Raw genomic sequence first — 24,210 nt, forward strand, 5'->3', positions numbered from 1 at the left:
GGCTTCCCCGCTAGGGCGCCGAGGCCCGGGCGTGCAGCGCCGCCGGCATGCGGCAACCGTCGAACAGGTCCAGGTCGCGCTCGTAGGCCGCGGTCTGCACGTCGAGGACGCCCAGCAGCGAGTGGAACAGGTTGTCGTGGGACGCCGGCTGCGCGGCGCGACGCCGCAGGCACGCCTCGTCGATGTCGTGGCTGCGGCGGAACGCCGGGGACAGCCACATCACCATCGGCACCCGCGTCTGCACGTCCGGCGCGATCGGGTACGGCACGCCGTGCAGGTACAGGCCGCCCTCGCCGAGCGACTCGCCGTGATCCGAGACATAGAGCATCGCCGTATCGTGGGTCGCCTGCGCGCGCTCGAGGAGGTCGACCAGGGCGCCGAGCACGTAGTCCGTGTACAGCAGCGAGTTGTCGTACGCATTGACGATTTCCTCGCGGGTGCAGCGGCGCAGGTCCTCGCTTTCGCAAGCCGGCGCGAAACGCCTGAACGCCGCCGGGTAGCGCTTGTAATACGCGGGGCCGTGGCTGCCGAGCTGGTGCAGCACGACGAACAGGTTTCCGCGTTCGTCGCGGGCGGCGCCCTCGAGCCCCTGGAGCAGGACCTCGTCGGGGCACTGGCCGCCGGCGCAGGACGCCGCCGCCGCGGCACCATTGAACTGCTGCTGCGCGAGGCCGCTGCACACCCCCTTGCAGCCGGACTGGTTGTCGCGCCATTGGACCTGGAAGCCGGCGCGCGCCAGCACGTGCAACAGCGACTCGTGGCCGAGAATCCGGCCCTCGTCATAGCGGCCGCGGCCCCATGGCGAGAACATGCAGGGCAGCGAGACCTCGGTCGACGTGCCGCAGGCGGTCACCTGGGGGAAGTTGATCACCGGACGCCGGGCGAGGTCGGGGTTGGTGGGACGCCCGTAGCCGTTGAGCGCGAAGTTCTGCGCCCGGGCCGTCTCGCCGACCACCAGCACGAACAGCGTGGGCCGGACGCGTTGCTGCCAGGCGGCATTGAATTTCGCGTCGGCGCCGACCGGCAGCCGCGGCCCACCGGGACCCTGGCCGCTTCCCCATGCGTTGCCGGCCAGCGCGGCCACCACGTTGCCGGGGTTCAACAGGTAGCGCACTTCCTTGTGATTGCGCATCAGGGACGCGAAATCGGCGAAGACCGGCACCAGGGCGCCGGCCGCCACGGCAGCGGCCGCCACCAGCCAGGCCAGCCGTAGGGCAACCGCCCGTCCCGGCGTGCGGCGCTTCAGTCGCGGCCACCAGACGAGCAGCGAGGGCAGCGCGCCCAGTCCCAGCAGGTAGAGCGCGAGCGGCCACCCGAGCAGTTCGCGGGCCTCGTGGAGGTCGGTGGCCAGGATGTTGCGCAGCATCGCGCGGTCGAAGTAGACGGCGTAGCGGTCGCTGTAGCAGGCGGCCGCGGCCGACGCCAGCAGCAGCACCGTGAGCAGCGGCTTGACGGTGTGGCGCGTGGCGACGGCGGCGCCGGCCAGCAGGTACAGTGCCGACAGCGCGACGAACAGCGCTGCCGAGAAGCCCCAGGTCGCAGGCTCGGCCCACGAGCGTTGCGCCAGGGCCGCCTGCCAGAAGCGGCCGTTGCCCGCCGCCAGCATGAACACGGCGCTGCACAGCACCAGCGTCTCCACGCTGATCTCGGGCCGCCACCGCAGGACGCCAGGTACCCGGCTCATGCCGCCGCTCCCGCCGGCGTACCGGCCTGCAGGCGAGTGGCGAGCGACGCCAGCACCACCGCGCTCGCCCAGCAGAGCCAGCCGGTCCACAAGGTGTGGCTCACGAAGTGGGCGCCGCGCAGCTGTTGCGCGCCGCCCAGCAGGAACCCGGCACCGAGCGACAGCCACAGGCACAGGCGGGCGGCGCGCGGGGAATGGTCGCGCAGGGCGAAGAAGCCGCCGATGAAGCCGAACCCGGCCGACGCATGCCCGGCCGGAAAGCAGTGGCCCCGCCCGCCGTCGCCCGCCGCCCAGATCCAGTGCGAGACATGGGACGCCGTCCCGCCGAAGTCGGCGAGATCCCACGGGCAGCTGGTCCGGCTGGCATGCTTGAGCGCATTGACCAGGAGCACGGCGATCACCAGCGAGGCGAGCCACTGCACTCGGGCGCCGCGGGGCACGTCGCGCAGGGGACCGGTCGGCCACCAGATGCCCAGTGCCAGCCAGCCGGCAACCGCGAAGGCCAGCAGCCGTGCTCCGTCGTGCAGCACGGCCGCGAGGAGCCAGTGGTCGCGCCAGGGAAAGCCCTGCGCGCCGCCGGCCAGCCGGGCCAGCGCCGGATCGAGGCCGCTGGCATCCCACAGCAGCACCGGGGCCAGCAGGGCGAGCGTGACGACGGCGCCGTGGCGGCGGCGCAGAGGGAAGTCGGCGGTGGTCATGGGCCGCGACTGTGGCGCGGCCACGCTTAAGAGAACCTGAACGGCAGCCCGGGCATCACTGGCGGGCTGAAGAAAAAACGTTAAAATGCAGGGCTTTGCGCGCTGGCGGCCAGGCCCTCTCGTGCGCACCCGCCGCGGCCCGGCCTCTGGGCGAGCGCGGCCTATCCCTCGCTTCAACCGCTATGAAAATCGCTCAAGAAATCCGCGCCGGCAACGTCATCATGCACGGAAAGGATCCGATGGTCGTGCTCAAGACCGAATACGCCCGCGGCGGGCGCAACGCCGCCACCGTGCGCATGAAGCTCAAGAGCCTCATCGCCAACTTCAATACCGAGGTGGTGTTCAAGGCGGACGACAAGATGGACCAGATCGTGCTGGACAAGAAGGAGTGCACCTACTCCTACTTCGCCGACCCGATGTACGTCTTCATGGACTCCGAATTCAACCAGTACGAGGTGGAAGCCGAGAACATGGGCGACGCCCTGAACTACCTCGAGGACGGCATGCCGGCCGAAGTGGTGTTCTACGAAGGCAAGGCCCTGTCGGTGGAACTGCCCACCAGCCTCGAGCGCGAGATCACCTGGACCGAGCCGGCCGTCAAGGGCGACACGTCGGGCAAGGTGCTCAAGCCGGCCAAGATCGCCACCGGCTTCGAGATCGGCGTGCCGATCTTCGTGGCGCAGGGCGACAAGGTCGAGATCGACACGCGCACCGGCGAATACCGCCGCCGCGTCTGAGGACGACACGCCGTCGCACCAGGGCTCCGCAAGGGGCCCTTTCTTTTGGGACACTGGCCGCATGGACTTCGACTTCAGCCTGATCGGCGTGCCGTTCGGCATGCGGCCGGGGCTGCGGCGCGTCGAGCCGGGGTCGTCCCAGCTGACACCGCTGGCCGCGCATGGCCAGCTGCACGCCGAGAAGGACGCGGTGTTTCGGGCCGGGGCGTCGCGCCACCAGGTCCGGGAGTTCGATCCGGCGCCGGCCTTGCAGGCGATCTCCAGCCATGCCGCTGGCGCCGGACTGCCCTTCGGCGCCCAGGATCCGCCCGAGCTGGCGTTCGAGGAGGACCTGGCTGTGCTCGACGGCGCCAGTGGCACCCTGCCCTGGCTATGCGTCTGCGTCCCCTCCCACTGGGCGCCTGAAGACAAGATCGGGCTCGATTTCGCCGCATTGCACGGCCCGGTCGCAGACAACGCGGCCCTGGTTGCCGCATCACGGCAACTGGTGAGCCTGGTGACTGACGGCAGTTCCTGGGAGCGGCATGTCTGGACGATCAGTGCGTCCGGACGCTACGACCAGCACCCGCGGCGACACCAACGCACGCCCTGGCCCAGCGCCGACGATCCGGAGTTCGCCGACCGGTGCTGGCTGCGCGCCGAGCGCCAGACCTTCTTCCCGGTGGGCCGGGGCACCCGGCAGGCGGTGTTCACGATCCGCGTGATGCTGCAACCGCTGCCGCAAGCGGTGGCGCAGCCGTGGCAGGCCCGGCGCCTGCACGATTCGCTCGCCTCGATGTCGGCCGCCGTCCTGGCGTACAAGAACCTCGGGCCCGCCCGCGAGCCGCTGCTGCGCTGGCTCGAGGCCCGTGCCTGAGCGCTCAGTAGATCCGCGACATCAGCACCAGCAGCACCAGCACGATCACGGCGGAGATCCCGAGGGCGGCCACGACCAGCGCCCGGCCGGCCGGCGCCGCGGCCCGGGCCCCGGCGGCTCGCACGCGCGCCGCAGCCGGTTGGTCCGGGTCGGTGATGGCAGGCGGCAGGCAGGCAAGGAGTTCCTCCGCCGCCTCGGCGGTGAACATGTGCAGCGCGATCCGCCGCAATTGCCCGGAGCCCCCCGGCTGCAGCCAGACGTCCACCCGCGGCCCCTTGCCGCTGGCGTGGACCACGTCCGCCAGCGCGATCTTGACGCGGTCGTCCTTCCAGCCGAAACCGCGGCGACGCCGCCCTGCCAGGCGCAGCAGGTCGGCGTGCACCCGCACTTCCAGTTCACCCTTGAACGCGGGCACCGCAACGCCACGCCGCGCCGTCTCCATGAGGATGCCGGTATAGGTTCCCAGGACCGGCGAGGTTCCTGCCGGGCCTGCGGACGCGTTTCGCCTCGCGGACGGGCGGGCCGACGGGCCGCCGACGAGTTCGCGCACCGTCAGCCGCGTGCCGTCCGCAGCGACGAGCAGGTGATCGCCGGTCAGCATGCGCTTGATCCGCATGCCGACGATCGTCTTGCGGTCGTATGGCCCCACCGTGCGGCCGTCGAGCAGAACGTGATAGTTCGGCTGGTCCACCTCGGTCCCCGGAATTCTTTGCGCCCAATCCTACCGGAGCGCCGTTGGAATGCCCCCAAAATCGGGGCCATGTCATCTCCACGCAACATCCATGATCGCCGGCTGGCGGACGCCTGGGCCACCTTGCAGGCCCATGCAGATTCCGGGCTGCCGCTGGATCCCGATGCCAGCCGGCTCGCCTTCGCCGACCCTGAGTTCCTGCTGCGGCGCGAGACGCGCGGCATCCGGTTCCAGCTCGAACTGCTCAAGCCCGACCTGGAACAGCAGGCCATGGGCATCGAGAACACCATCGTTGTGTTCGGCAGCGCGCGCTTTCGCAGCGAGGAGGAGTCCGCGGAACTGGTCGCCGCCGCCGAAGCGGCCGGCGACGAGGCGGTCATCCGGCGCGCACGGGCGCTGGCGCGCAACGCCCACTACTACGAGAAGGCCCGGGCCTTCGGCAAGCTGGTGGCGCACTACAGCGCCAGCAAGGACCCGGAAGACATGTTGTTCATCTGCACGGGGGGCGGCCCCGGCATCATGCAGGCGGCCAACCGCGGCGCCTACGAGGGCGACGGCATCAGCGTCGGACTGTCCATTGCGCTGCCGATGGAAGAGCACGCCAACCCCTACGTGACGCCGGCGCTGTCGTTCAAGTTCCACTACTTCGCGCTGCGCAAGATGCACTTCATGATGCGGGCGAAAGCCCTGGTGGCCTTCCCCGGCGGGTTCGGAACGCTCGACGAGCTGTTCGAGGTGATCACGCTGGTGCAGACCCGCAAGGCCAGGCAGGTGCCGATCGTGCTGTTCGGCTCCGACTACTGGAAGCGCCTGGTCAATTTCGACGTGCTGATCGAGGAAGGCGTGATCTCCCCGGCCGACCTGGACCTGTTCCAGTACGCGGACGATCCGGAGACCGCCTGGGAGATCATCCGCAGCTTCTACCGGCTCTAGTGCGCCGGCGGCGCATCCTTCAGGCGCAGGGCCAGCCGGATGCCGCCGGCGACGACGGCCCCCACGGTCCAGAACACACCGGCGATGCCGATCACGCTGCCGGCAACCCCGAAGAGCAGCGGCATCGTGACGCTCGACGCGTTGATGGCCATGACCCGCATCGCCACCGCCTCACCGTGCCGGTGCTCCGGCGTGATCTGGTGCAGCATGCTCATGATCATGGGCTGCACCGTGCCCAGGGACGCGCCCAGCAGCACGGAGCAGATCCCCATCGCCAGCGGGGCATGCAGGAGCGGATAGACCGCGAACAGCAGCGCCGTCGAGCCCATGGCGCCGGCGATGACGACCCACTCGCGCAACCGTGCGGCGACGATCGGCAGCAGCACCCGGATCAGGGCCGCGGCCACCGCGAAGGCGCCCAGGATCGTGCCGATGACCGATGCCGACAGCCCACGTTCATGGCCGAGGACAGGAACGACGAAGGTGTGGACGTCCCAGCACGAAGCCAGAAACCAGTTCACCAGCAGCAGCCGGCGGAACATGGGCTCGCCCAGCAGGTCCCAGGCGCGGCTCTTCCTCGCCCCGGCCGGCGCGACCACGGGCGGCAGCTCGGTCACGTCCCGGACCCAGAACCAGCAGACCAGCGGCAGGATGGCCAGTACCAGAAACGCGAGCCGATAGCCGCCGTGGTCGATCACCAGTCCGGCGGTGAACGGCCCCAGGAAATTGGACACCGCCGGACCGATCGCCAGCCAGGAGAAGACCTGCTTCATCTGCGTCGGCGTCTCGGCGGCGCGGCCCACGTGCCGCTGCAGCGCGATGGACGCGGCGCCGGTCGCGCCGCCGGTGAGCAGTGCGCTGGCGCAGAGCACCGGGAACACCGGGAATGCCACGGCGAGCCCGGCGCCCGCGGTCGCCGCCAGCACGCTGAAGCCCACCGGCCGGCGCAGGCCGTGCCGGTCGGCATAGCGCCCGGCCGGCAGGGCCAGGAAGACCTGGGTGAGGGCGAACAGCGCGAGCAGCACGCCCACCGCGGCCTCGCTGTGCCCTTCGCGCAGCGCCAGCAGCGGTGCGGCCATGCGGGTGCCGGCCATGCAGGCATGCAGGAACACATGGCCGGCGATCAGGCGCGCGAGCGCCGGGCTCAACCCGCCCATCACGGCAGCGGCACCGCCGGACCACCTTCGCCGTCGGCCTCGGCCGGCGGCAGCAGCGCGCCGGCCTGCGCTTCCGGCAAGGCCTCGACCACCTTCAGGGCGCGGCGCATCTGGTTGGTGCGGGTCTGCGCCGTGTCCAGCGTGTCGGCGGCCTTGCGCACCTGGTCGCGCACCTTTTCCACCCAGCCGCCGTAGCGCTCGAACTCGGTCTTCACCGCGCCCAGCACCTTCCAGACCTCGGAGGCCTGCTGCTCCAGGGCGAGCGTGCGAAAGCCCATGTGCAGGCTGTTGAGCATCGCCAGCAAGGTCGTGGGGCCGGCCAGCGTCACCCGCCAGTCGCGCTGCACGGCATCCATCAGCCCGGGCCGGCGCAGGACTTCGGCATAGAGGCTTTCGACCGGCACGAACAGGATCGCGAAGTCGGTGGTGTGCGGCGGGCACAGGTAGCTCTCGCAGATCGACTTCGCCTCGGCCCGGATGCGCGCTTCGAGCGCCCGCGCGGCCGCTTCCGCCGCCGGGCCGTCGGCCCGGTCCTGGGCGTCGAGCAGGCGCTCGTAGTCGTCGCGCGGGAACTTGGCGTCGACCGGCAGCCACACGGCGCTGCCGTCGCTGCTGCGCCCGGGCAGCCGGATCGCGAAGTCCACCCGCTGGTTGCTGCGCGGCTTCGTTTCCACCTGCCGCGCGTACTGGTCGGCGGTCAGCACCTGCTCCAGCAGCGCTTCGAGCTGCACTTCGCCGAACATGCCGCGCGATTTCACGTTGGTCAGCACCCGCTGCAGGTCGCCGACGCCTTGCGCCAGCACCTGCATCTCTCCCAGGCCCTTGTGGACCTGTTCCAGCCGCTCGGCCACGTGGCGGAAGCTCTCGCCCAGGCGCGCCGCGAGCGTCGCCTGCAGCTTCTCGTCCACGGTGTTGCGCATCTCGTCGAGCTTGGCCGCGTTGGACTGCTGCAGCAGCGCCAGCTGCGACTCCAGCGTGGTCCGCATCTCGCCGAGCCGGCGCGCGTTGGACTCGCCCAGCGTCTGCAGCTGGAGGGTCATCGTGTCGGCCAGCGTCTTCTGCAGCAGCGACAGCTGCTGCCCGAACGCGTCGATCTGGCTGTTCTGCGTGCGCGTCGTTTCGGCTCCCTGCCGCAACAGCGCGGCCTGGAAGGTCGCGATCGTCTGCGTCAGTTCGGTGCGGGCAGCGCGCGAGGACTCGCTGATCTCGCGCCGCAGTTCACGCTCGAGCCGCTCGCTCGCGGCGAGGAGCTCGACCCGCGCCGGGTCGCGCCGCAGCAGCAGCGCCAGCAGCAGCGCCAGGTTGGCGGCGCCCAGGCCGATGGCGAGCCACAGTTCGATCACCGCGCCCGGCCCAGCACCTCGGGGTTCAGCGGCGTCACCGGCTTGCCGTCGACCAGGAACCCGACGAGGTTGTCGGCGGCCAGCCTGGCCATCGCCAGACGCGTCGGGATCGTCGCGCTGGCGATGTGCGGCGTGAGAACCACGTTGGGCACTTCGAGCAGGGCCGGGTGCACCTTCGGCTCGCCCTCGAACACGTCGAGGCCGGCGGCGGCGATGCGCCGCTCGCGCAGCGCCTGGGCCAGGGCCGCGTCGTCGACGATGCCGCCGCGGGCGATGTTCACCAGGTTGGCCGTGGGCTTCATCAGCGCGAGCTCGGCGGCCCCGATCGCGTGGTGCGACTCGGCCGAATACGGCAGCACCAGCAGCAGGTGGTCGGCCGTGCGCAGCAGTTCTTCCTTGGAGACGTAGCGCGCCTTGCACTCGGCTTCCAGCGCCGGGGCGAGCCGCGACCGGTTGTGATAGATCACGTTCATGCCGAAGCCGTGGGCGCCGCGGCGCGCGATGCCCTGCCCGATGCGGCCCATGCCGAGGATCCCCAGCGTGCTGCCGTGCACCTCGGTGCCCGCGAACATGTCGTAGGTCCAGCGCTCCCACTTGCCGGCGCGCAGGTAATGCTCGCTCTCGGCCACCCGGCGCGCGGTCGCCATCAGCAACGCGAAGCCGAAATCGGCCGTCGTCTCCGTCAGCACGTCGGGCGTGTTGGTGCCGAGCACGCCGCGGGCCGTCATGGCGGCGAGGTCGAAGTTGTTGAAGCCCACCGCCATGTTGGCGCAGACCCGCAGTTCGGGCGCCTGCGCCAGCACCTCGGCGTCGATGCGCTCGCTGCCGGTGGTGAAGGCGCCGGCCTTGCCGCGCAGTCGCTGCGCGAGCTCCGCCTTGGTCCAGGGCGTGTCTTCCTGGTTCGCTTCGACTTCGAAATGCCGCTGCAGCAGGTCGATGATTTCCGGGAAGACGCGGCGCGCGACGAGGATGGTGGGCTTGCTCATGGGACTGGAGGCAGTGTTCGCGCCGGGCCACGCGCCCGGCCGCGGGATGTTGGGAGACGCCGATTATGCGGGGCTTGCCGTCGAGCCGCGGCCGCATTGCGCGCGTGTGCCCGCCATGTCGGCGATGAGCCTACGAAAGTGTTCACGCGCCTCCTACCGGCCGCGCCGGAGGGCCCTCCTACAGTGTTCGCATGCCGCCGGCCTTCGCCCGGGTGGCGATCGAACCCATGGAGTCCAGCATGAATCATGACCGCATCGAAGGCAACTGGAAGCAGATGAAGGGCAAGGTGAAGGAGCAGTGGGGCAAGCTCACCGACGACGACCTGGACGTCATCGCCGGGCGGCGCGACCAGCTCCTGGGCCGCATCCAGGAGCGGCATGGCCTGGCCAGGGACGAGGCGCAGCGGCAGGTCGACACCTTCGAGCGCCGCAACCCGGACTTCTTCTTCGAGAAATCCTGAGCGGGCCGCTGCCGGCGCCCCTCAGCGCAGCGTCTCGAGCACCGCCAGGAGCTTGCCCGGCAGCGGCACCGGCCGTCGTGTCTCGCGATCGACGTAGACGTGCACGAAGTGGCCGCGCGCGGCGGTGAGCGGCTGGCCCTGCCCGAACAACCCCACCTCGTAGCGGACGCTGGACGTGCCGATCGAAGCCACGCGCAGGCCGCCTTCGACGGTCTGCGGAAACTCCAGTGGGGCGAAGTAATTGCAGTGGGTCTCCACCACCAGTCCGATGGTCTGTCCCTGCTGCACGTCGAGCGCGCCCTGCTCGATCAGGCAGGCATTGACCACGGTGTCGAACCAGCTGTAGTAGACGACGTTGTTCACGTGGCCGTACGCATCGTTGTCCATCCAGCGCGTGGTGATCGTGCGGAATGCGCGGTAGTCGCCGCGCGCGGCGGGTTGCGGTTTCGCGGCAGGAGCGGGCGTCATGGGCGGAGATTCTGCCAGCGGCACCAGTACTCGCTGGCGATTGCGAAGGTGTTCACCTGGACCTGCACGGTGTCCTCGATCCGCACTCCGTAGCCGCCGGCCATGCACAGGGCCAAGGGCACGCGGCGCTGCCACGCCCAGTCGAAGACCAGGCGGTCGCGCGCCTGCAGTCCGCCGAAACTGAGCTCCAGCCGCCCGAGCCGGTCGCCCTCGTGCGGGTCGGCCCCGGCCAGGTAGATGACCAGCCCGGGCGCGAAGCGCCGTTCGAGCCGGGCCAGTGCCGACTCCAGCGCCTGCAGGTACTCGCCGTCACCGCAGCCGTCCGGCAGGTCGACGTCCAGATCGCCGGCCTGCTTGCGAAACGGGAAGTTGCGTGCGCCGTGCATCGACAGCGTGAAGACGGAGTCGTCACCCCGAAAGATGGCAGCCGTGCCGTTGCCCTGGTGCACGTCGAGGTCGATCACCACGACCCTCAGCGGCTCGCCGCCGCCGGGCCCGGGTGGAGCCGGCGCCCTGCCCCGTTCGGCCTGCATCAGCCGCGCTGCCACGGCAGCATCGTTGAAGACGCAGAAGCCGCTGCCCTTGTCGCTGGACGCGTGGTGCGTGCCGCCCGCGATGTTCGCGGCCACCCCTTCGCGCAGCGCCACGCGCGCGGCGGCGATCGTGGCGCCGACCGACCGCCTGGCGCGATCGACCATCGCTTCGCTCCACGGAAAGCCGATCTCGCGCATCGCCGGGGCCGCGATGGCGCCGGTGCAGATTGCCTGGATGTAAGCCGGCTGGTGTGCGAGTGCGAGTTCGCCGATCGAGGCCGGCTCGGCCTGCCTGAGCTGGATTCCCTCGACCTCGGCCGGGAGGCGGTCGCGCAGCAACTGGTACTTCGCCATCGGGAAGCGGTGCCCGGTCGGCAGTGGCAGCACGAACTGCGTTGCGTAGAAGACCTGCATGGACCCGGATTGTCGCAACCAGGGGCTTCTTCCAGCTCGACCGCAAAATATTTGCTGCACTGCACCAAAAAACCCTTGCAAACGTTCCGGACGTCCTTATAATTCGTTCATGCTGCACTGCACCATTACTGGCTCGGCCAAGGGTTCGGCGCAGGTTCCTGCCCCCTCATCCTCTGGAGAATCGTCATGCTGACCACCGAACAAGTCCTGGCCTCGCAAAAAGCCACCCTCGACACCCTCTTCGGCCTCACCGGCAAAGCCTTCGAAGGCGTGGAAAAGCTGGTCGAGCTGAACGTCACCGCCTCGAAGGCCGCGCTGGCCGAAGTCGCCGGTTCGACCCAGGCCCTGCTGGCCGTGAAGGACCCGCAGGAACTGCTGGCCCTGCAGACTGCCATGTTCCAGCCGCTGGCCGAGAAGACGGCCGCGTACAGCCGGCACGTCTACGACATCGCCACCGGCACCAGCGCCGAGTTCAGCCGCACGTTCGAGGAGCAGGCGGCGGAAGCCCAGCGCAAGTTCCTGGCCGTGGTCGACAGCGCTTCCAGGAACGCCCCCGCCGGCAGCGAGACGGCCGTGGCCGTGCTGAAGAGTGCGATCGCCGCAGGCACCAACGCGATGGAGAGCGTGCAGAAGGCCGTGAAGCAGGCGTCCGAAGTCGCCGAGGCGAACTTCAACGCCGTCGCCAACCAGGCCGTGAACGCCGCCAAGGGCGGTTCGGCCAAGAAGCGCACCTCTTGAAACCACTGGGGCCAGTCCCCAGGTACTGAGCATACGGAACTCGCGCCGCCGCCACGCGTCTATCAAGAGACTCTTGTGCGTGACTGAGCGGGAGTTCTTCAGGTTGTCTCCTCGGGTCCTTTCGACACCTCAACAGGTTCAGGGATCCTTCAACCCCGATCGAAAGATCGGGGTTTTTTTATGGTCGTCCCACGGGGCGAGGGAGCCCAGCGACGTCAGGGATGGACTCGTTGACCTGGATCAACAAGAAAGTAATGCGAATGATTCGCGTTTGGCATTATCATCTGAGCCATCCGCAACCTCCACGAGCATTCCGATGATCAACAAGACCACCACCATCGCCGCCGTCCTGCTGACCCTGGCCGCGGGCGCCAGCGCGCAGGAACAGGTGCTGAATCTGTACTCGGCGCGGCACTACTCCACCGACGAGGCGCTGTACGCCAACTTCACCAAGGCGACTGGCATCCGGATCAACCGGGTCGACGCCGACGACGCGGGGATCCTGGCCCGCCTGAAGGCCGAGGGCACCGCCTCCCCGGCGGACGTGATCCTCCTGGTCGACGCGGCGCGGCTCGTGAAAGGCGAACAGGACGGCCTGTTCAAGCCCGTGAAATCGAAGGTGCTCGACGACGCGATTCCCGCCCAGTACCGCTCGAAGTCGACGGCCGAAGGGACCTCGTGGTTCGGCTTCTCGACCCGCGCCCGCGTCGTCGTGTACGACAAGCAGAAGGTCCAGAGCGCGGACGTCGATACCTACGAAGAGCTGGCCGACCCGAAGAACAAGGGCAAGCTGTGCATCCGCTCCGGCTCGCATCCGTACAACCTGTCGCTGTTCGGCGCGGTGACCGAGCACCTGGGCGAGCAGAAGGCCGAGGCCTGGCTCAAGGGACTGGTCGCCAACATGGCGCGCGCGCCCAAGGGCGGCGACACCGACCAGATCAAGGCCGTGGGCGCCGGTGAATGCCAGGTCGCGGTGAGCAACAGCTATTACATCGCCCGCCTGCTGCGCTCTGACAAGGCGGAAGACAAGGCGCTGATGGAGCGCGTTGGCATCGTGTTCCCGAACCAGTCCTCCTGGGGCACGCACGTGAACATCGCCGGCGGGGCCGTCGCGAAGAACGCCAAGCACGAGGCGAACGCCGTGAAATTCCTGGAGTACCTCGCCAGTCCCGAAGCCCAGAACTACTTCGCCAACGGCAACAACGAGTGGCCCACCGCCAAGGGTGTGAAGGTGAACAACGCGGCGCTGCAGGCGCTGAGCGGCGGCGGCGACTTCAAGGCCGAGACCGTGCCGCTCGCCGCGGTGGGCGCCAACCAGGTGAAGGTGCAGCAGATGCTGGACCGCGTCGGCTTCAAGTAAGCCGACCCGCGGCAAGGCCCGGCCGGCGCGCGCCGACTCCCGCGACCGGCCGGCGCCGCGCCGATGAACGCCCAGGCCCGCCTCGAGCGGGCTTTTTGATGGGCCATAATTGACGTGAACGTCAACGTCACTCACCAGGAGCGGGATATGGAGATCAAGGGCAAGGTATTCATCGTCACGGGCGGCGCCTCCGGACTGGGCGAAGGAACGGCGCGCATGCTCGCCGCCGCCGGCGGCAAGGTCGTCATCGCCGACATGCAGGCGGAAAAAGGCGAAGCCGTGGCGAAGGACATCGGCGGCACGTTCGTGAAGTGCGACGTCAGCCAGGAAGCGGACGGCCAGGCCGTGGTCGCCAAGGCGGTGGCCATGGGCAAGCTGATGGGCCTGGTGAACTGCGCCGGCATCGCGCCCGCAGAGAAGACCGTGGGCAAGAACGGCGCGCATTCGCTGGCCGTCTACACCAAGACCATCACGGTCAACCTGATCGGCAGCTTCAACATGATCCGGCTGGCGGCCGAGGCCATGTGCAAGAACGAGCCGGAGCCGACAGGCGAGCGCGGCTGCCTGATCTCCACCGCTTCCGTCGCGGCTTACGACGGCCAGATCGGCCAGGCGGCGTACAGCGCCAGCAAGGGCGGCGTGGTCGGCATGACGCTGCCGATCGCGCGCGACCTGGCGCGCAACGGCATCCGCAACATGACGATCGCCCCCGGCATCTTCGGCACGCCCATGTTGTTCGGCATGCCCAAGGAAGTGCAGGATTCGCTCGCCGCCAGCGTCCCCTTCCCTTCCCGCCTGGGCACGCCCGAGGACTACGCGAAGCTGGCCAAGCACATCTTCGAGAACGACATGCTCAACGGGGAAGTGATCCGCCTCGACGGGGCGATCCGCCTCGCGCCGCGCTGAGTGCGGGCAGTCGGCAGCACCCTGCCTTGCGGCGGATGATTCGCGCGTGGGCCCTGCTCGCGGCGGTGCTGCTGCTGGGCGGCTGCGCCACGGCGCCGCCCGTTCCCGGACGCGCGCCGGATGCGCAGCCAGAAGCCGCGTCGAGATTCGAGGCCAAGCCCGGCTGGTCGACGCGGAAGTTCGCGGTGGCCGCGGCCAATCCGCTCGCGGCCGACGCCGGCTCGCGGATGCTGAAAGCGGGCGGCTCCGCGGTCGATGCCGCCATCGCGGTGCAGATGGTGCTGACGCTCGTGGAGCCGCAGTCCAGCGGCATCGGCGGCGGCGCGTTCCTGCTGCACCATGACGGCCACACCGTGGAGGCTTTCGACGGTCGCGAGACCGCGCCGGTCGGCGCCGACGAAAAGCTATTCCTCAACCGCGGTGGCAAGCCCTTGCCGTTCGACCATGCCGTCGTCGGCGGCCGTGCGGTCGGCGTGCCGGGTGTCGTGCGCATGCTGGAAATGGCGCACCGGCAGCACGGCAGGTTGCCGTGGGCCCGCCTCTTCGAACCCGCCATCGAGCTGGCCGAGCGGGGCTTCCCGATCAGCCCACGCCTGCACGCGCTGCTGGCGGCCGATCCGCACCTGAAGCGCGACCCCGCCGCACGAGCCTACTTCTACCAGTGGCACGGCGGCCCGCGCCCGGCCGGAACGACGTTGCGCAATCCGCAGCTGGCGGCCGTGCTGCGCCGCCTCGCCGCCGAAGGATCGAAGGCGCTGCACGAGGGCGACATCGCGCGGGCGATCGTCGCCAAGGTGCGCGAGCATCCGGCCAACCCCGGCCGCATGACGCTGGCCGACCTGGCCGGCTACCAGCCGAAGAAGCGCCCGCCCATCTGCCACGAGCACCGGGCCCGCGGCAGGGACTATCGAGTCTGCGGTTTCCCGCCCCCCGGTTCCGGGGCCATCGCCGTCGGCCAGATCCTCGGCATCCTGGACGCCGTGCGCGCCCAGGCACTGCCGCTCGACGAGGGACTGCCGGGCGCCGACTGGCTGCACCTGTACCTGGAGGCGTCGCGGCTGGCGTTCGCCGACCGGGCGCAGTACGTGGCTGACCCGGATTTCGTCGCACCGCCGGCCGGACGGTGGGAGAGCCTGCTCGAGCCGCAGTACCTGAGGCAGCGTGCGCAGCTGATCGGCAAGTCGAGCATGAAGGTGGCCAGGCCCGGCACGCCGGCCGGCGCGCACGCCCGGTTCGCGCCGTCTGCGCAGCAGCCGGAATACGGCACGTCCCACATCAGCATCGCCGATGCGCATGGCAACTCGCTGGCAATGACCACGACCATCGAGGCCCAGTTCGGCTCGCGCCTGATGGTGCATGGCTTCCTGTTGAACAACCAGCTGACTGATTTCAGCTTCGTCCCCGCCGACGCCGATGGCAGGCCGGTCGCCAACCGCGTGCAGCCGGGCAAGCGACCCCGCTCCTCGATGGCGCCCACGCTGGTGTTCGACAAGGCCAGCGGCGAACTGGTCCTGAGCGGTGGCAGCCCCGGCGGCGCGCTGATCGTCCATTACACCGCCAAGGCCCTGTACGGCGTCCTGCACTGGGGGCTCAACGCGCAGCGGGCGGCCGACCTGCCGAACTTCGGGTCGCTGAACGGCCCCAGCCTGCTGGAGGAACGCCGCTTTCCACGATCGACGGTCGACGCGCTGCGCGAGCGCGGCGCCGAGGTGCGCGAGCAGCCCATGACGAGCGGGCTGCACGTGATCCAGAAGAGGCCGGACGGCTATTTCGGCGGCGCCGACCCGCGACGCGAAGGCGTCGTCGTCGGCGACTGAGCAGGCGCGCGGGCGAACCGCGCCGCGCCTTCGGACCGTTCGATCCGTTCGTACTCGGAGATCACCTGCGCGCCCAGCAGCAGCAGCCCGGCCGCGATCTCCAGGGTCAGCAGCACGACGATCGCCGTCGTGAGCGAGCCGTACACCACGTTCACCTGCGACAAGGTGCCGAAGTACCACACGAGCACGTGGCGGGTCACTTCCCACAGCAGGGCCGCCGTGACCCCGCCGATGAGCGCGTGGCGCCACGACAGGCGTCCGACCGGCATCACCATGTAGACCGAGGTGAGTACGAAGATCTCGCCGGTCAGTCCGAGCAGGTACAGCAGCAGGCCGGACAGGCCCCTGAGCGACCATTCGCGACCCAGCAGGCGGAAGCTCTCCTGCCCCATGGCCTGGAGGCTGCCGGCGACCACGGTGACGATCAGCAGCCCGAAACCGAGGCACAGGATGTAGCAGTACGGCAGCAGCGCCGAGACCAGGAAATGGCGCCGCCGCACGACCACCCGGTGCAGGAAGATCACCGACATCGCCTTTTCCAGCACCGTGAAGGCGAGCGAGCTGAAGAACAGCATCGTCGCCAGGAGAACCCAGCCCAGCACGTCGCGGTGTTCCAGGAACGAAGCGAGCTCCTCGACGATCGCGCCGGACTGGCCCGGCATCAGCCATTCCAGGTAGATCGCGAGCGTCTCCAGCAACTCGCCCTGGTCGATGACGTGCGACAGCGCGATCACGCTGAGGATCAGGAGCGGCACCACGGACAGCAGCGCGTAGTACGCGACGGCACCCGCCAGCAGAAGGCCCTGGTTCGCGGCGAATCCCTTGAGCACCCGTCCCAGGAACTCGGCCGGGTGCGCCATGACATGGGCCGCAGCATCGGTGAGCATGGCCATCGCCCGAGTATGCGTCGACGCCGCGTGGCCCGGGTGCGGTCGGGGCCCAGTTCCGCACTGCAGCCCCCCGGATTTCCCTGACGCTGCGAAGAGCCGATCTGCCATAGATTCGGGCCTGACCCGCCGGCAGCGGCTCCGCCACCGCCGTCACATCCATGGAGACAACATGAACCAGAGCTCACAATTCAGCCGCCGCCGCTTCGTCCAGGCGGCCGCCGCATCGTCGGCGGCCATTGCCCTGCCGGGCTTCGCCCAGGGCGCCTACCCGGCCAAGCCGGTCAAGCTGATCTGCCCCTGGCCGGCGGGCGGCTCCACCGACGCCGTCATGCGTTCCATCGCCGAGAGCGCCGGCAAGGTGCTGGGCCAGCAGATGATCGTCGAGAACAAGGCCGGGGCGAGCGGCATGCTCGGCCCGAACGAGCTGGTGAAGGCCCAGCCGGACGGCTACACCTTGTCGCAACTGACCATCGGCGTGGCGCGGCTGCCGCACATGCAGAAGATGCAGTTCGACCCGCTCAAGGACTTCACCTACATCCTGTGCATGACCGGCTACACCTTCGGGCTGGTGGTGCGGGCCGACTCGCCGATCAAGACGGTGAAGGACTACGTCGACTATGCGAAGGCCAATCCCGGCAAGCTCACGTTCGGCTCGCCTGGCCAGGGCACCACTCCGCACCTGGCGGTCGAGGAATTCGCGTTCAAGGCCGGCATCAAGCTGCAGCACGTCCCGTTCAAGGGCGTGGCGGAAGGCATGCAGTCGCTGCTGGGCGGCCACGTGATGTCGCACAGCGACTCCACCGGTTGGGCTTCGCACGTGGACGCCGGGACGATGCGCCTGCTGGCCACCTACGGCGCCAAGCGCACCAAGCGCTGGCCCAACGTGCCGACGCTGCACGAACTCGGCTACCAGACGCTGGCCGATTCGCCGTTCGGCATCGGCGGGCCCAAGGGCATGGACCCGGCCGTCGTGAGGAAGCTGCACGACGCCTTCAAGAAGACGCTGGAGGATCCGGCGGTGCTCGCCACGTTCGAGAAGTACGACCAGAACGTGATCTACATGAACACCGAGGACTACACGAAGTACATCCGCGAGCAGTACGCCAAGGAAAAGGACATCATCGAGAAGCTGGGGCTGGCGCTGAAGACCTGAGCGTTACACGTCGATGGCGGAGGCCGAGCCGGCCTGCTTGCGCAGCTCGAACTTCTGGATCTTGCCGGTGGAGGTCTTCGGCAGCTCGCCGAAGACCACCGCCCGCGGCACCTTGAAGCCGGCCAGGTGCTTCTTGCAGTGCGCCACGATGTCCTGCGCGCTCACCTGGGCCCCGGCTTTCAGCTCGACGAAGGCACACGGCGTCTCGCCCCAGCGCGCGTCCGGCTTGGCGACCACCGCGGCGGCCAGCACCGCCGGGTGCCGGTACAGCACGTCCTCTACCTCGATCGACGAGATGTTCTCGCCGCCCGAGATGATGATGTCCTTGCTGCGGTCCTTGATCTTCATGTAGCCGTCGGGGTATTGCACCGCCAGGTCGCCGGTATGGAACCAGCCGCCGGCGAACGCCTCGCCGGTCGCCTTGGCATTCTTCAGGTAGCCCTTCATGACGATGTTGCCGCGGAACATGATCTCGCCCATGGTTTCGCCGTCCCAGGGCACCGGCTCCATGGTTTGCGGGTCGAGTACCCGCGCTCCCTGCTGCAGGTGGTAGCGCACGCCTTGCCGCGCGTTGAGCCGCGCCCGCTCGCCGATGTCGGCTTCGTTCCATTCGCCGTGCTTGGGGCACACCGTCGCCGGGCCGTAGACCTCGGTCAGGCCGTACACGTGCGTCAGGTCGAAGCCCAGGCGCTCCATGCCTTCGATCATCGATGCCGGCGGGGCGGCGCCCGCCACCATGGCCTTGACCCCCGTGGGCAGGCCGCGCTTGAGTTCCTCGCTCGCGTTGACCAGCAGGCCGTGCACGATCGGCGCGCCGCAGTAATGCGTGACGCCATGGGTCTTGATCGCCTCCACCATCGCCGCGGCCTCCACCTTGCGCAGGCACACGTTCACACCGGCGCGCGCCGCCAGCGTCCACGGGAAGCACCAGCCGTTGCAATGGAACATCGGCAAGGTCCACATGTAGACCGGGTGCTTGGGCATGTCCCACTCGAGGATGTTGGAAATCGCGTTCGTCGCCGCGCCACGGTGGTGGTAGACGACGCCCTTCGGATTGCCGGTGGTGCCGCTGGTGTAGTTCAGGGCGATCGCATCCCATTCGTCGTCGGGCATCCGCCAGCCGAACGAAGGATCGCCGCCAGCGACGAATTCGTCGTAGCGCACCGAACCGATGCGCTGCACCGGGCCCGTGTAGAGCTCGTCGTCGACGTCGATCACCAGCAAGGGGGTGCGCCGCTCGCGCAGTTCGAGCGCCTTGGCCATGGTGCCCGCGAACTCCGGATCCACGATCACCGCCTTGGCCTCGCCGTGGTCGAGCATGAAGGCGATGGCCGCGGGATCGAGCCTGGTGTTCAGCGCGTTGAGCACGGCACCGGCCATCGGGATGCCGAAGTGGGCCTCCACCATCGGCGGCGTGTTGGGCAGCATCACGGCCACCGTGTCGCCCTTGCCGATGCCATGGCGCGCCAACGCGCTCGCCAGCTGGCGGCAGCGGTCGTACAACTCGCCCCAGGTGCGGCGCAGGCCCCCGTGCACGACGGCCAGGCGGCGCGGATAGATCTCGGCGGTGCGCTCGATGAAGGAAAGCGGCGACAGCGGCGCGAAGTTCGCCGCGTTGCGCGGCAGGTCCTGGTCGAAGATGGACGGCATGGTGTTCTCCCGGGGATGCTGGTGGCCGACGGGCGGCGTGCCGCGGAGGTTACCTCGTTTGGCGCGCCGGCCGCCGACTGAGCAAGAATACGCACTCCGATGGCCATTCCCCAGTCGTTTCTCCAGGAGCTGCTCGCGCGCGCCGACGTGGTGGAAATCGTCGGGCGCTACGTGCCGCTCAAGAAAGGCGGCGCCAATTACATGGGGCTGTGCCCGTTCCACGGCGAGAAGAGCCCGTCCTTCTCGGTGAGCCCGACCAAGCAGTTCTTCCACTGCTTCGGCTGCGGCAAGAACGGCAACGCCATCGGCTTCCTGATGGAGCATGCCGGGATGAGCTTTCCGGAGGCCGTGAAGGACCTCGCGCAGCAGTACGGGATGCAGGTGCCCGACGACGACACCTCGCCGCAGGACCGGGCCCGGGCGGCGGAGCAGAAACAACGGCAGGCCACCTTGAACGAGGTGCTGGAAAAGGCCGGCGCGGCCTGGCGCAAGCACCTGAAGGCGTCGCCCCGGGCCGTCGAGTACCTCAAGGGTCGCGGCCTGTCCGGCGAGATCGCCCGCCAGTTCGGTCTCGGCTACGCGCCTGAAGGCTGGCGCACGCTGGCCAGCGTCTTCCCGCAGTACGACGATCCGCTGCTGGCCGAGAGCGGCCTGGTCATCGTCAACGAGGACGAGGACAAGCGCTACGACCGCTTCCGCGACCGGATCATGTTCCCGATCCGCAACGTCAAGGGCGAGTGCATCGGCTTTGGCGGGCGGGTGATCGGCGACGGGACGCCCAAGTACCTCAATTCCCCCGAAACACCGGTCTTCAGCAAGGGCCGCGAGCTCTATGGGCTGTTCGAAGCCCGAAACGCGCTGCGCGAGCACGGCTACGTCCTGGTCACCGAGGGCTACATGGACGTGGTGGCCCTGGCACAGCTGGGATTCCCCAACGCGGTGGCGACGTTGGGCACCGCGTGCACGCCCGATCACGTCCAGAAGCTGTTCCGCTTCACCGACGCCGTGGTGTTCAGCTTCGATGGCGACGAGGCGGGGCGCCGGGCCGCGCGCAAGGCGCTGGAAGTGGCCCTGCCCTTCGCGACCGACGTGCGCAGCGTGAAGTTCCTGTTCCTGCCCGCCGAACACGATCCGGACAGCTACATCCGCGAATTCGGACGCGAGGCCTTCTCCCGGTTCGTGGGCGAAGCCACGCCGCTGTCCCAGTTCCTGGTCCTGGCCGCCCGCGAGGGCTGCGACCTGGCCACGGCCGAGGGCCGCGCCCATCTTGCGGCCAACGCCAAGCCGCTGTGGACGCAGTTGCCGGAAGGCGCGTTGCGCCGCCAGCTGCTGGGCGAGATCGCCGACCTGGTGCAGATCGACCTGCGCGAGCTGGAAGGCCTGTGGACCGGCAAGCGCCCCGGGGCCGCACCTGCCCGAGGGCCGCGCTCCGGGCGCGACGGCCCGGGCGGCTGGCGCTCCGGCGGCGAGGCGCCGGCGCGCCGCCCCCGCAGCGGGGTGCGGCCGCCGCTGGAGGCCAGCGCCAGCAACATCGCGCGGATGCTCCTGGCCGATGCGCGGTTGTGGGAAGTGCTCAGCCACGCCGAGCACGACCTGCTGTGCGGGCTGGAAGGCGACTTCGGTGAACTTTTCCGCTGGCTCGACCACCAGGCCCACGAGCACGGGCCGCAGCCGCTGGCGGCGCTCTCGGTGGGAATGCAGGGCCAGCCGTTCGAGGCGGCTGCGCGGCGGGTGATCGAACTCGACAAGCTCCAGCCGTCGGGCCGGGTGGTGGAAGACCCCGGATTCACCACGGCCGACCTGCGGACGGCCCTGCTGAAACTGCAACTGGATGTCCTCGACCAGGAGCTCAAGCGGGTCCAGGCGCTGCCGCCCACCGATCCGGACAGGGCGATCCGGGAAGAACAACTCATCCGCCGCCAGTTTGCCCTGAAGAAGCAACAGGCTCTTGAAAAAGCCGGTTGAAGATATAATGTAGGGTTTGCTGGCGGCAAGAGCGACAGCAGCACCTCCGGACCCTGGCCAATGGCGGACATCAGCTCCCGACCGGCCGACCTTTCCGCAAGGACTGCACACCAAATGTTCGCCCTCCCATCTTGCCCGGGCAAAACAGCATGACGCGCGGCCTCCGCGCGTGCGTGCTCGTTCCACCCGCGCCGGGTCCGTGGCGCTTGATGTGTTCCTGAAGAGTCCCGAGGTATCGATTCATGCCCGCTTCAAAGTCCGCAAAGCTCCTCAAACCCGCCGCGAAACCCGCCGCCAAGAAAACGATCAAACGTCCCGCCCCCGCCAAACCGAAGCTGAAGGTCGTCAAGAGCGCCTCCAGGCCGGCCGGCGAGGCCCAGAAGTCCGCAACGAAAGTCAAGCCAGTGCCCGCCACCAAGTCACCTGCCAAGCCCTCCGAGAAAGCCGCCGCCAAGGACGAAGCCAAGAAGCCCGTGAAGGCCGCCGCCGAGGAAGTGGTCAAGAAAAAGCCCGGCCGGCCGCCGAAGGCGCAGGTCGCCGACGCGGGTGACGCCCCCAAGACCGGCGCCAAGCGCGGCCGCAAGCCCAAGGCCTCGACCGAGAGCAAGGCGGCCGACGACCTCGACCTGTCCGACATCGAGGAAGAGCTCGACGCCGAGCCGGTGGCGGAAGCCGCCACCACCGAGAAGGTCAAGCCGCTGCGCATGAAGATCAGCAAGGCCAAGGAACGGGCCTTGATGAAGGAATTCGGGCTGGACGAGGCGATCCTCACCGAAGAGGAAATGCTCAAGCGCCGTCAGCGCCTGAAGACGCTGATCAAGCTGGGCAAGACCCGCGGGTACCTGACGCACGCCGAGATCACCGACCACCTGCCCGAGAAGCTGGTGGACGCCGAGACGCTGGAAGTCGTCGTCTCCATGCTCAACGACATGGGCGTGGCGGTGTACGAGCAGACCCCCGATGCCGAGACCCTGCTGCTGACCAACACCGGCCCCACGGCGGCCACCGAGGAGGAAGCCGAAGAGGAAGCCGAGGCCGCCCTGTCCACCGTCGACAGCGAGTTCGGCCGCACCACGGACCCGGTGCGCATGTACATGCGCGAGATGGGCACCGTGGAACTGCTGACGCGCGAAGGCGAGATCGAGATCGCCAAGCGCATCGAAGGCGGCCTGCAGGCGATGATGGAGGCGATCTCCGCGTCGCCGGCGACGATCGCCGAGATCCTGCGCCTGGCCGGCGAGATCCGCGACGGCAAGATCGTCATCTCCACCGTCGTGGACGGCTTCTCCAATCCGAACGAGGCCGACGACTACGTGGCGGAGGAGGACTTCGACGAGTTCGATGCCGACGACGACGACGACGGCAACGGCGGCTCGAAGGCGCTGACCAAGAAGCTGGAAGAGCTCAAGACCCAGGCCCTCGAACGCTTCGCCCGCATCCAGGAGCTGTTCGAGAAGGTGCACAAGGTCTACGACAAGGAAGGCTACGGCACCCCGGCCTACGTGAAGGCCCAGCACCAGCTGTCCGAGGAGCTGATGACCATCCGCTTCACGGCCAAGACCATCGAGAAGCTGTGCGACATGGTGCGCAGCCAGGTCGACGACGTGCGCAAGAAGGAGCGCGAGCTGCGCCGCATCATCGTCGACAAGTGCGGCATGCCGCAGGAGATCTTCGTCAAGGACTTCCCGCCCAACCTGCTGAACCTGAAGTGGGTGGAGAAGCAGGCGACCGCCGGCAAGCCGTGGTCCACCGTGATGGCCCGCAACATCCCGCCGATCCAGGAACTGCAGCAGAAGCTGATGGACATCCAGTCGCGCGTCGTGGTGCCGCTCACGCAGCTGAAGGACATCAACAAGCGCATGAACGAGGGCGAGGCGTCGTCGCGCGAGGCGAAGAAGGAGATGATCGAGGCCAACCTGCGCCTCGTGATCTCGATCGCCAAGAAGTACACCAACCGCGGTCTGCAGTTCCTGGACCTGATCCAGGAAGGCAACATCGGCCTGATGAAGGCGGTGGACAAGTTCGAATATCGCCGCGGCTACAAGTTCTCGACCTACGCCACCTGGTGGATCCGCCAGGCGATCACCCGTTCGATCGCCGACCAGGCCCGCACGATCCGGATCCCGGTGCACATGATCGAGACCATCAACAAGATGAACCGCATCTCGCGCCAGCACCTGCAGGAGTTCGGCTTCGAGCCGGACGCCGGCATCCTGGCGGCCAAGATGGAGATCCCGGAGGACAAGATCCGCAAGATCATGAAGATCGCCAAGGAGCCGATCTCCATGGAAACGCCGATCGGCGACGACGACGATTCGCACCTGGGCGACTTCATCGAGGACCAGGCCAACACCGCGCCGATCGAGGCCGCGATGCAGGCCGGCCTGCGCGACGTGGTCAAGGACATCCTCGACTCGCTGACGCCGCGCGAAGCCAAGGTGCTGCGCATGCGCTTCGGCATCGAGATGAGCACCGACCACACGCTGGAGGAAGTCGGCAAGCAGTTCGACGTCACCCGCGAGCGGATCCGCCAGATCGAGGCCAAGGCGCTGCGCAAGCTGAAGCACCCCAGCCGGTCGGACAAGCTGCGGTCGTTCATCGACACGCTGTAAGTTATTCACTCGAAAAACACCGCGTGTTTTTCGAGTGATCTGATCAGATGACAAAGGCCGGAGTGAATCCGGCTTTTGTCATTGAGGGACCGCCCTGCGCGTTGCTCCGCGCGGTCCGGAATGCGAGCTCGCGAGCTCGCTCGCAAGACGGCGAAGGC

21 protein-coding genes are annotated in these 24,210 nt (G+C 68.7%); 11 read left to right on the forward strand and 10 right to left on the reverse strand.

Features of this window, described 5'->3' with window-relative positions; all coding sequences use genetic code 11:
• Positions 1–10: 10 nt before the first annotated feature.
• Complete coding sequence (locus tag RAMLITH_RS04805; RefSeq protein WP_168106147.1) at positions 11–1,684, reverse strand: phosphoethanolamine transferase; 1,674 nt, start codon at positions 1,682–1,684, stop codon at positions 11–13.
• Positions 1,681–2,382, reverse strand: a complete 702-nt coding sequence (locus RAMLITH_RS04810; protein WP_168106148.1) for a phosphatase PAP2 family protein — start codon at positions 2,380–2,382, stop codon at positions 1,681–1,683. Before RAMLITH_RS04810 ends, RAMLITH_RS04805 begins: the two co-directional genes overlap by 4 nt.
• A gap of 182 nt (positions 2,383–2,564) precedes the next feature.
• On the opposite strand from RAMLITH_RS04810, the gene efp reads away from it, so the two are divergent.
• Together efp and RAMLITH_RS04820 are read left to right on the forward strand one after the other, a co-directional pair.
• Positions 2,565–3,119: an elongation factor P gene (gene efp, locus RAMLITH_RS04815; RefSeq protein WP_168106149.1), complete on the forward strand. Its 555-nt coding sequence runs from the start codon at positions 2,565–2,567 to the stop codon at positions 3,117–3,119.
• Between the two features lie 61 nt (positions 3,120–3,180).
• A complete protein-coding gene (locus RAMLITH_RS04820; protein ID WP_168106150.1) occupies positions 3,181–3,975 on the forward strand; it encodes a heme-dependent oxidative N-demethylase subunit alpha family protein in 795 nt (264 codons plus the stop codon).
• 4 nt (positions 3,976–3,979) lie between these two features.
• Here the strand turns inward: RAMLITH_RS04820 and RAMLITH_RS04825 are convergent, their stop codons facing one another.
• Complete coding sequence (locus tag RAMLITH_RS04825) at positions 3,980–4,666, reverse strand: hypothetical protein (RefSeq protein ID WP_168106151.1); 687 nt, start codon at positions 4,664–4,666, stop codon at positions 3,980–3,982.
• Positions 4,667–4,735: 69 nt separating this feature from the next.
• Between RAMLITH_RS04825 and RAMLITH_RS04830 the strand changes: the two genes are divergently transcribed.
• A complete protein-coding gene (locus RAMLITH_RS04830; RefSeq protein ID WP_168106152.1) occupies positions 4,736–5,599 on the forward strand; it encodes an LOG family protein in 864 nt (287 codons plus the stop codon).
• On the opposite strand, the gene RAMLITH_RS04835 is transcribed toward RAMLITH_RS04830, so the two are convergent.
• The 3 genes from RAMLITH_RS04835 to RAMLITH_RS04845 are packed head-to-tail and all read right to left on the reverse strand — an operon-like array spanning position 5,596 to position 9,085.
• Positions 5,596–6,747 (reverse strand): MFS transporter, encoded by a 1,152-nt coding sequence (locus RAMLITH_RS04835; protein WP_168106466.1) that lies wholly within the window; start codon positions 6,745–6,747, stop codon positions 5,596–5,598. The two genes, RAMLITH_RS04830 and RAMLITH_RS04835, sit on opposite strands and share 4 nt — an antisense overlap.
• Before the next feature lie 8 nt (positions 6,748–6,755).
• On the reverse strand, positions 6,756–8,099 hold the full coding sequence (locus RAMLITH_RS04840; RefSeq protein ID WP_168106153.1) for a DNA recombination protein RmuC: 1,344 nt from the start codon (positions 8,097–8,099) through the stop codon (positions 6,756–6,758).
• Complete coding sequence (locus tag RAMLITH_RS04845; protein ID WP_168106154.1) at positions 8,096–9,085, reverse strand: 2-hydroxyacid dehydrogenase; 990 nt, start codon at positions 9,083–9,085, stop codon at positions 8,096–8,098. The genes RAMLITH_RS04840 and RAMLITH_RS04845 overlap by 4 nt, the downstream gene beginning before the upstream one ends.
• Positions 9,086–9,324: 239 nt before the next feature.
• Between RAMLITH_RS04845 and RAMLITH_RS04850 the strand changes: the two genes are divergently transcribed.
• Positions 9,325–9,546, forward strand: coding sequence for a CsbD family protein (locus RAMLITH_RS04850; protein ID WP_168106467.1), 222 nt, complete (start codon positions 9,325–9,327; stop codon positions 9,544–9,546).
• Between the two features lie 21 nt (positions 9,547–9,567).
• Here RAMLITH_RS04850 and RAMLITH_RS04855 read toward each other — a convergent pair whose 3' ends face one another.
• The gene (locus tag RAMLITH_RS04855; RefSeq protein WP_168106155.1) at positions 9,568–10,014 is read right to left on the reverse strand and encodes an acyl-CoA thioesterase; all 447 of its coding nucleotides are present in this window, start codon (positions 10,012–10,014) and stop codon (positions 9,568–9,570) included.
• Complete coding sequence (locus RAMLITH_RS04860; protein ID WP_168106156.1) at positions 10,011–10,961, reverse strand: histone deacetylase family protein; 951 nt, start codon at positions 10,959–10,961, stop codon at positions 10,011–10,013. The genes RAMLITH_RS04855 and RAMLITH_RS04860 overlap by 4 nt, the downstream gene beginning before the upstream one ends.
• Before the next feature lie 186 nt (positions 10,962–11,147).
• Here RAMLITH_RS04860 and RAMLITH_RS04865 point away from each other — a divergent pair, with 186 nt between their 5' ends.
• From RAMLITH_RS04865 to RAMLITH_RS04880, 4 genes are all read left to right on the forward strand, one after another.
• Positions 11,148–11,699: a phasin family protein gene (locus RAMLITH_RS04865; RefSeq protein ID WP_168106157.1), complete on the forward strand. Its 552-nt coding sequence runs from the start codon at positions 11,148–11,150 to the stop codon at positions 11,697–11,699.
• 316 nt (positions 11,700–12,015) lie between these two features.
• A complete protein-coding gene (locus RAMLITH_RS04870) occupies positions 12,016–13,059 on the forward strand; it encodes an extracellular solute-binding protein (protein WP_181017743.1) in 1,044 nt (347 codons plus the stop codon).
• 147 nt (positions 13,060–13,206) lie between these two features.
• Entirely contained in the window at positions 13,207–13,965 is a 759-nt protein-coding gene (locus tag RAMLITH_RS04875; RefSeq protein WP_168106469.1) for a 3-hydroxyacyl-CoA dehydrogenase, read from the forward strand.
• A gap of 35 nt (positions 13,966–14,000) precedes the next feature.
• A complete protein-coding gene (locus RAMLITH_RS04880) occupies positions 14,001–15,782 on the forward strand; it encodes a gamma-glutamyltransferase family protein (RefSeq protein WP_168106158.1) in 1,782 nt (593 codons plus the stop codon).
• On the opposite strand, the gene RAMLITH_RS04885 is transcribed toward RAMLITH_RS04880, so the two are convergent.
• Entirely contained in the window at positions 15,731–16,669 is a 939-nt protein-coding gene (locus tag RAMLITH_RS04885; RefSeq protein WP_238344053.1) for a YihY/virulence factor BrkB family protein, read from the reverse strand. The two genes, RAMLITH_RS04880 and RAMLITH_RS04885, sit on opposite strands and share 52 nt — an antisense overlap.
• A 172-nt stretch (positions 16,670–16,841) precedes the next feature.
• Between RAMLITH_RS04885 and RAMLITH_RS04890 the strand changes: the two genes are divergently transcribed.
• Complete coding sequence (locus RAMLITH_RS04890; RefSeq protein WP_168106160.1) at positions 16,842–17,825, forward strand: tripartite tricarboxylate transporter substrate binding protein; 984 nt, start codon at positions 16,842–16,844, stop codon at positions 17,823–17,825.
• 3 nt (positions 17,826–17,828) lie between these two features.
• Here the strand turns inward: RAMLITH_RS04890 and RAMLITH_RS04895 are convergent, their stop codons facing one another.
• Positions 17,829–19,475 carry an acyl-CoA synthetase gene (locus RAMLITH_RS04895; protein WP_168106161.1) on the reverse strand — a complete coding sequence of 549 codons (1,647 nt, stop codon included), beginning with the start codon at positions 19,473–19,475 and terminating at the stop codon, positions 17,829–17,831.
• Positions 19,476–19,574: 99 nt separating this feature from the next.
• On the opposite strand from RAMLITH_RS04895, the gene dnaG reads away from it, so the two are divergent.
• Together dnaG and rpoD are read left to right on the forward strand one after the other, a co-directional pair.
• Positions 19,575–21,440, forward strand: a complete 1,866-nt coding sequence (gene dnaG, locus RAMLITH_RS04900; protein WP_168106162.1) for a DNA primase — start codon at positions 19,575–19,577, stop codon at positions 21,438–21,440.
• 242 nt (positions 21,441–21,682) lie between these two features.
• Positions 21,683–24,052: an RNA polymerase sigma factor RpoD gene (gene rpoD / locus RAMLITH_RS04905; protein WP_168106163.1), complete on the forward strand. Its 2,370-nt coding sequence runs from the start codon at positions 21,683–21,685 to the stop codon at positions 24,050–24,052.
• Positions 24,053–24,210: the final 158 nt, after the last annotated feature.

It is taken from the genome of Ramlibacter lithotrophicus (assembly GCF_012184415.1).
Lineage (GTDB): Bacteria > Pseudomonadota > Gammaproteobacteria > Burkholderiales > Burkholderiaceae_C > Ramlibacter > Ramlibacter lithotrophicus.

Bases quoted from the DNA above. Each gene is read 5' to 3' on its own strand.
- rpoD (WP_168106163.1), top strand. From the start codon at position 21,683: ATGCCCGCTTCAAAGTCCGCAAAGCTCCTCAAACCCGCCGCGAAACCC.
- RAMLITH_RS04895 (WP_168106161.1), bottom strand. From the start codon at position 19,475: ATGCCGTCCATCTTCGACCAGGACCTGCCGCGCAACGCGGCGAACTTC.
- RAMLITH_RS04875 (WP_168106469.1), top strand. From the start codon at position 13,207: ATGGAGATCAAGGGCAAGGTATTCATCGTCACGGGCGGCGCCTCCGGA.
- RAMLITH_RS04855 (WP_168106155.1), bottom strand. From the start codon at position 10,014: ATGACGCCCGCTCCTGCCGCGAAACCGCAACCCGCCGCGCGCGGCGAC.
- RAMLITH_RS04850 (WP_168106467.1), top strand. From the start codon at position 9,325: ATGAATCATGACCGCATCGAAGGCAACTGGAAGCAGATGAAGGGCAAG.
- efp (WP_168106149.1), top strand. From the start codon at position 2,565: ATGAAAATCGCTCAAGAAATCCGCGCCGGCAACGTCATCATGCACGGA.
- RAMLITH_RS04805 (WP_168106147.1), bottom strand. From the start codon at position 1,684: ATGAGCCGGGTACCTGGCGTCCTGCGGTGGCGGCCCGAGATCAGCGTG.
- RAMLITH_RS04845 (WP_168106154.1), bottom strand. From the start codon at position 9,085: ATGAGCAAGCCCACCATCCTCGTCGCGCGCCGCGTCTTCCCGGAAATC.
- RAMLITH_RS04810 (WP_168106148.1), bottom strand. From the start codon at position 2,382: ATGACCACCGCCGACTTCCCTCTGCGCCGCCGCCACGGCGCCGTCGTC.
- RAMLITH_RS04870 (WP_181017743.1), top strand. From the start codon at position 12,016: ATGATCAACAAGACCACCACCATCGCCGCCGTCCTGCTGACCCTGGCC.
- RAMLITH_RS04885 (WP_238344053.1), bottom strand. From the start codon at position 16,669: ATGCTCACCGATGCTGCGGCCCATGTCATGGCGCACCCGGCCGAGTTC.
- RAMLITH_RS04820 (WP_168106150.1), top strand. From the start codon at position 3,181: ATGGACTTCGACTTCAGCCTGATCGGCGTGCCGTTCGGCATGCGGCCG.
- RAMLITH_RS04890 (WP_168106160.1), top strand. From the start codon at position 16,842: ATGAACCAGAGCTCACAATTCAGCCGCCGCCGCTTCGTCCAGGCGGCC.
- RAMLITH_RS04860 (WP_168106156.1), bottom strand. From the start codon at position 10,961: ATGCAGGTCTTCTACGCAACGCAGTTCGTGCTGCCACTGCCGACCGGG.
- RAMLITH_RS04880 (WP_168106158.1), top strand. From the start codon at position 14,001: ATGATTCGCGCGTGGGCCCTGCTCGCGGCGGTGCTGCTGCTGGGCGGC.
- dnaG (WP_168106162.1), top strand. From the start codon at position 19,575: ATGGCCATTCCCCAGTCGTTTCTCCAGGAGCTGCTCGCGCGCGCCGAC.
- RAMLITH_RS04830 (WP_168106152.1), top strand. From the start codon at position 4,736: ATGTCATCTCCACGCAACATCCATGATCGCCGGCTGGCGGACGCCTGG.
- RAMLITH_RS04865 (WP_168106157.1), top strand. From the start codon at position 11,148: ATGCTGACCACCGAACAAGTCCTGGCCTCGCAAAAAGCCACCCTCGAC.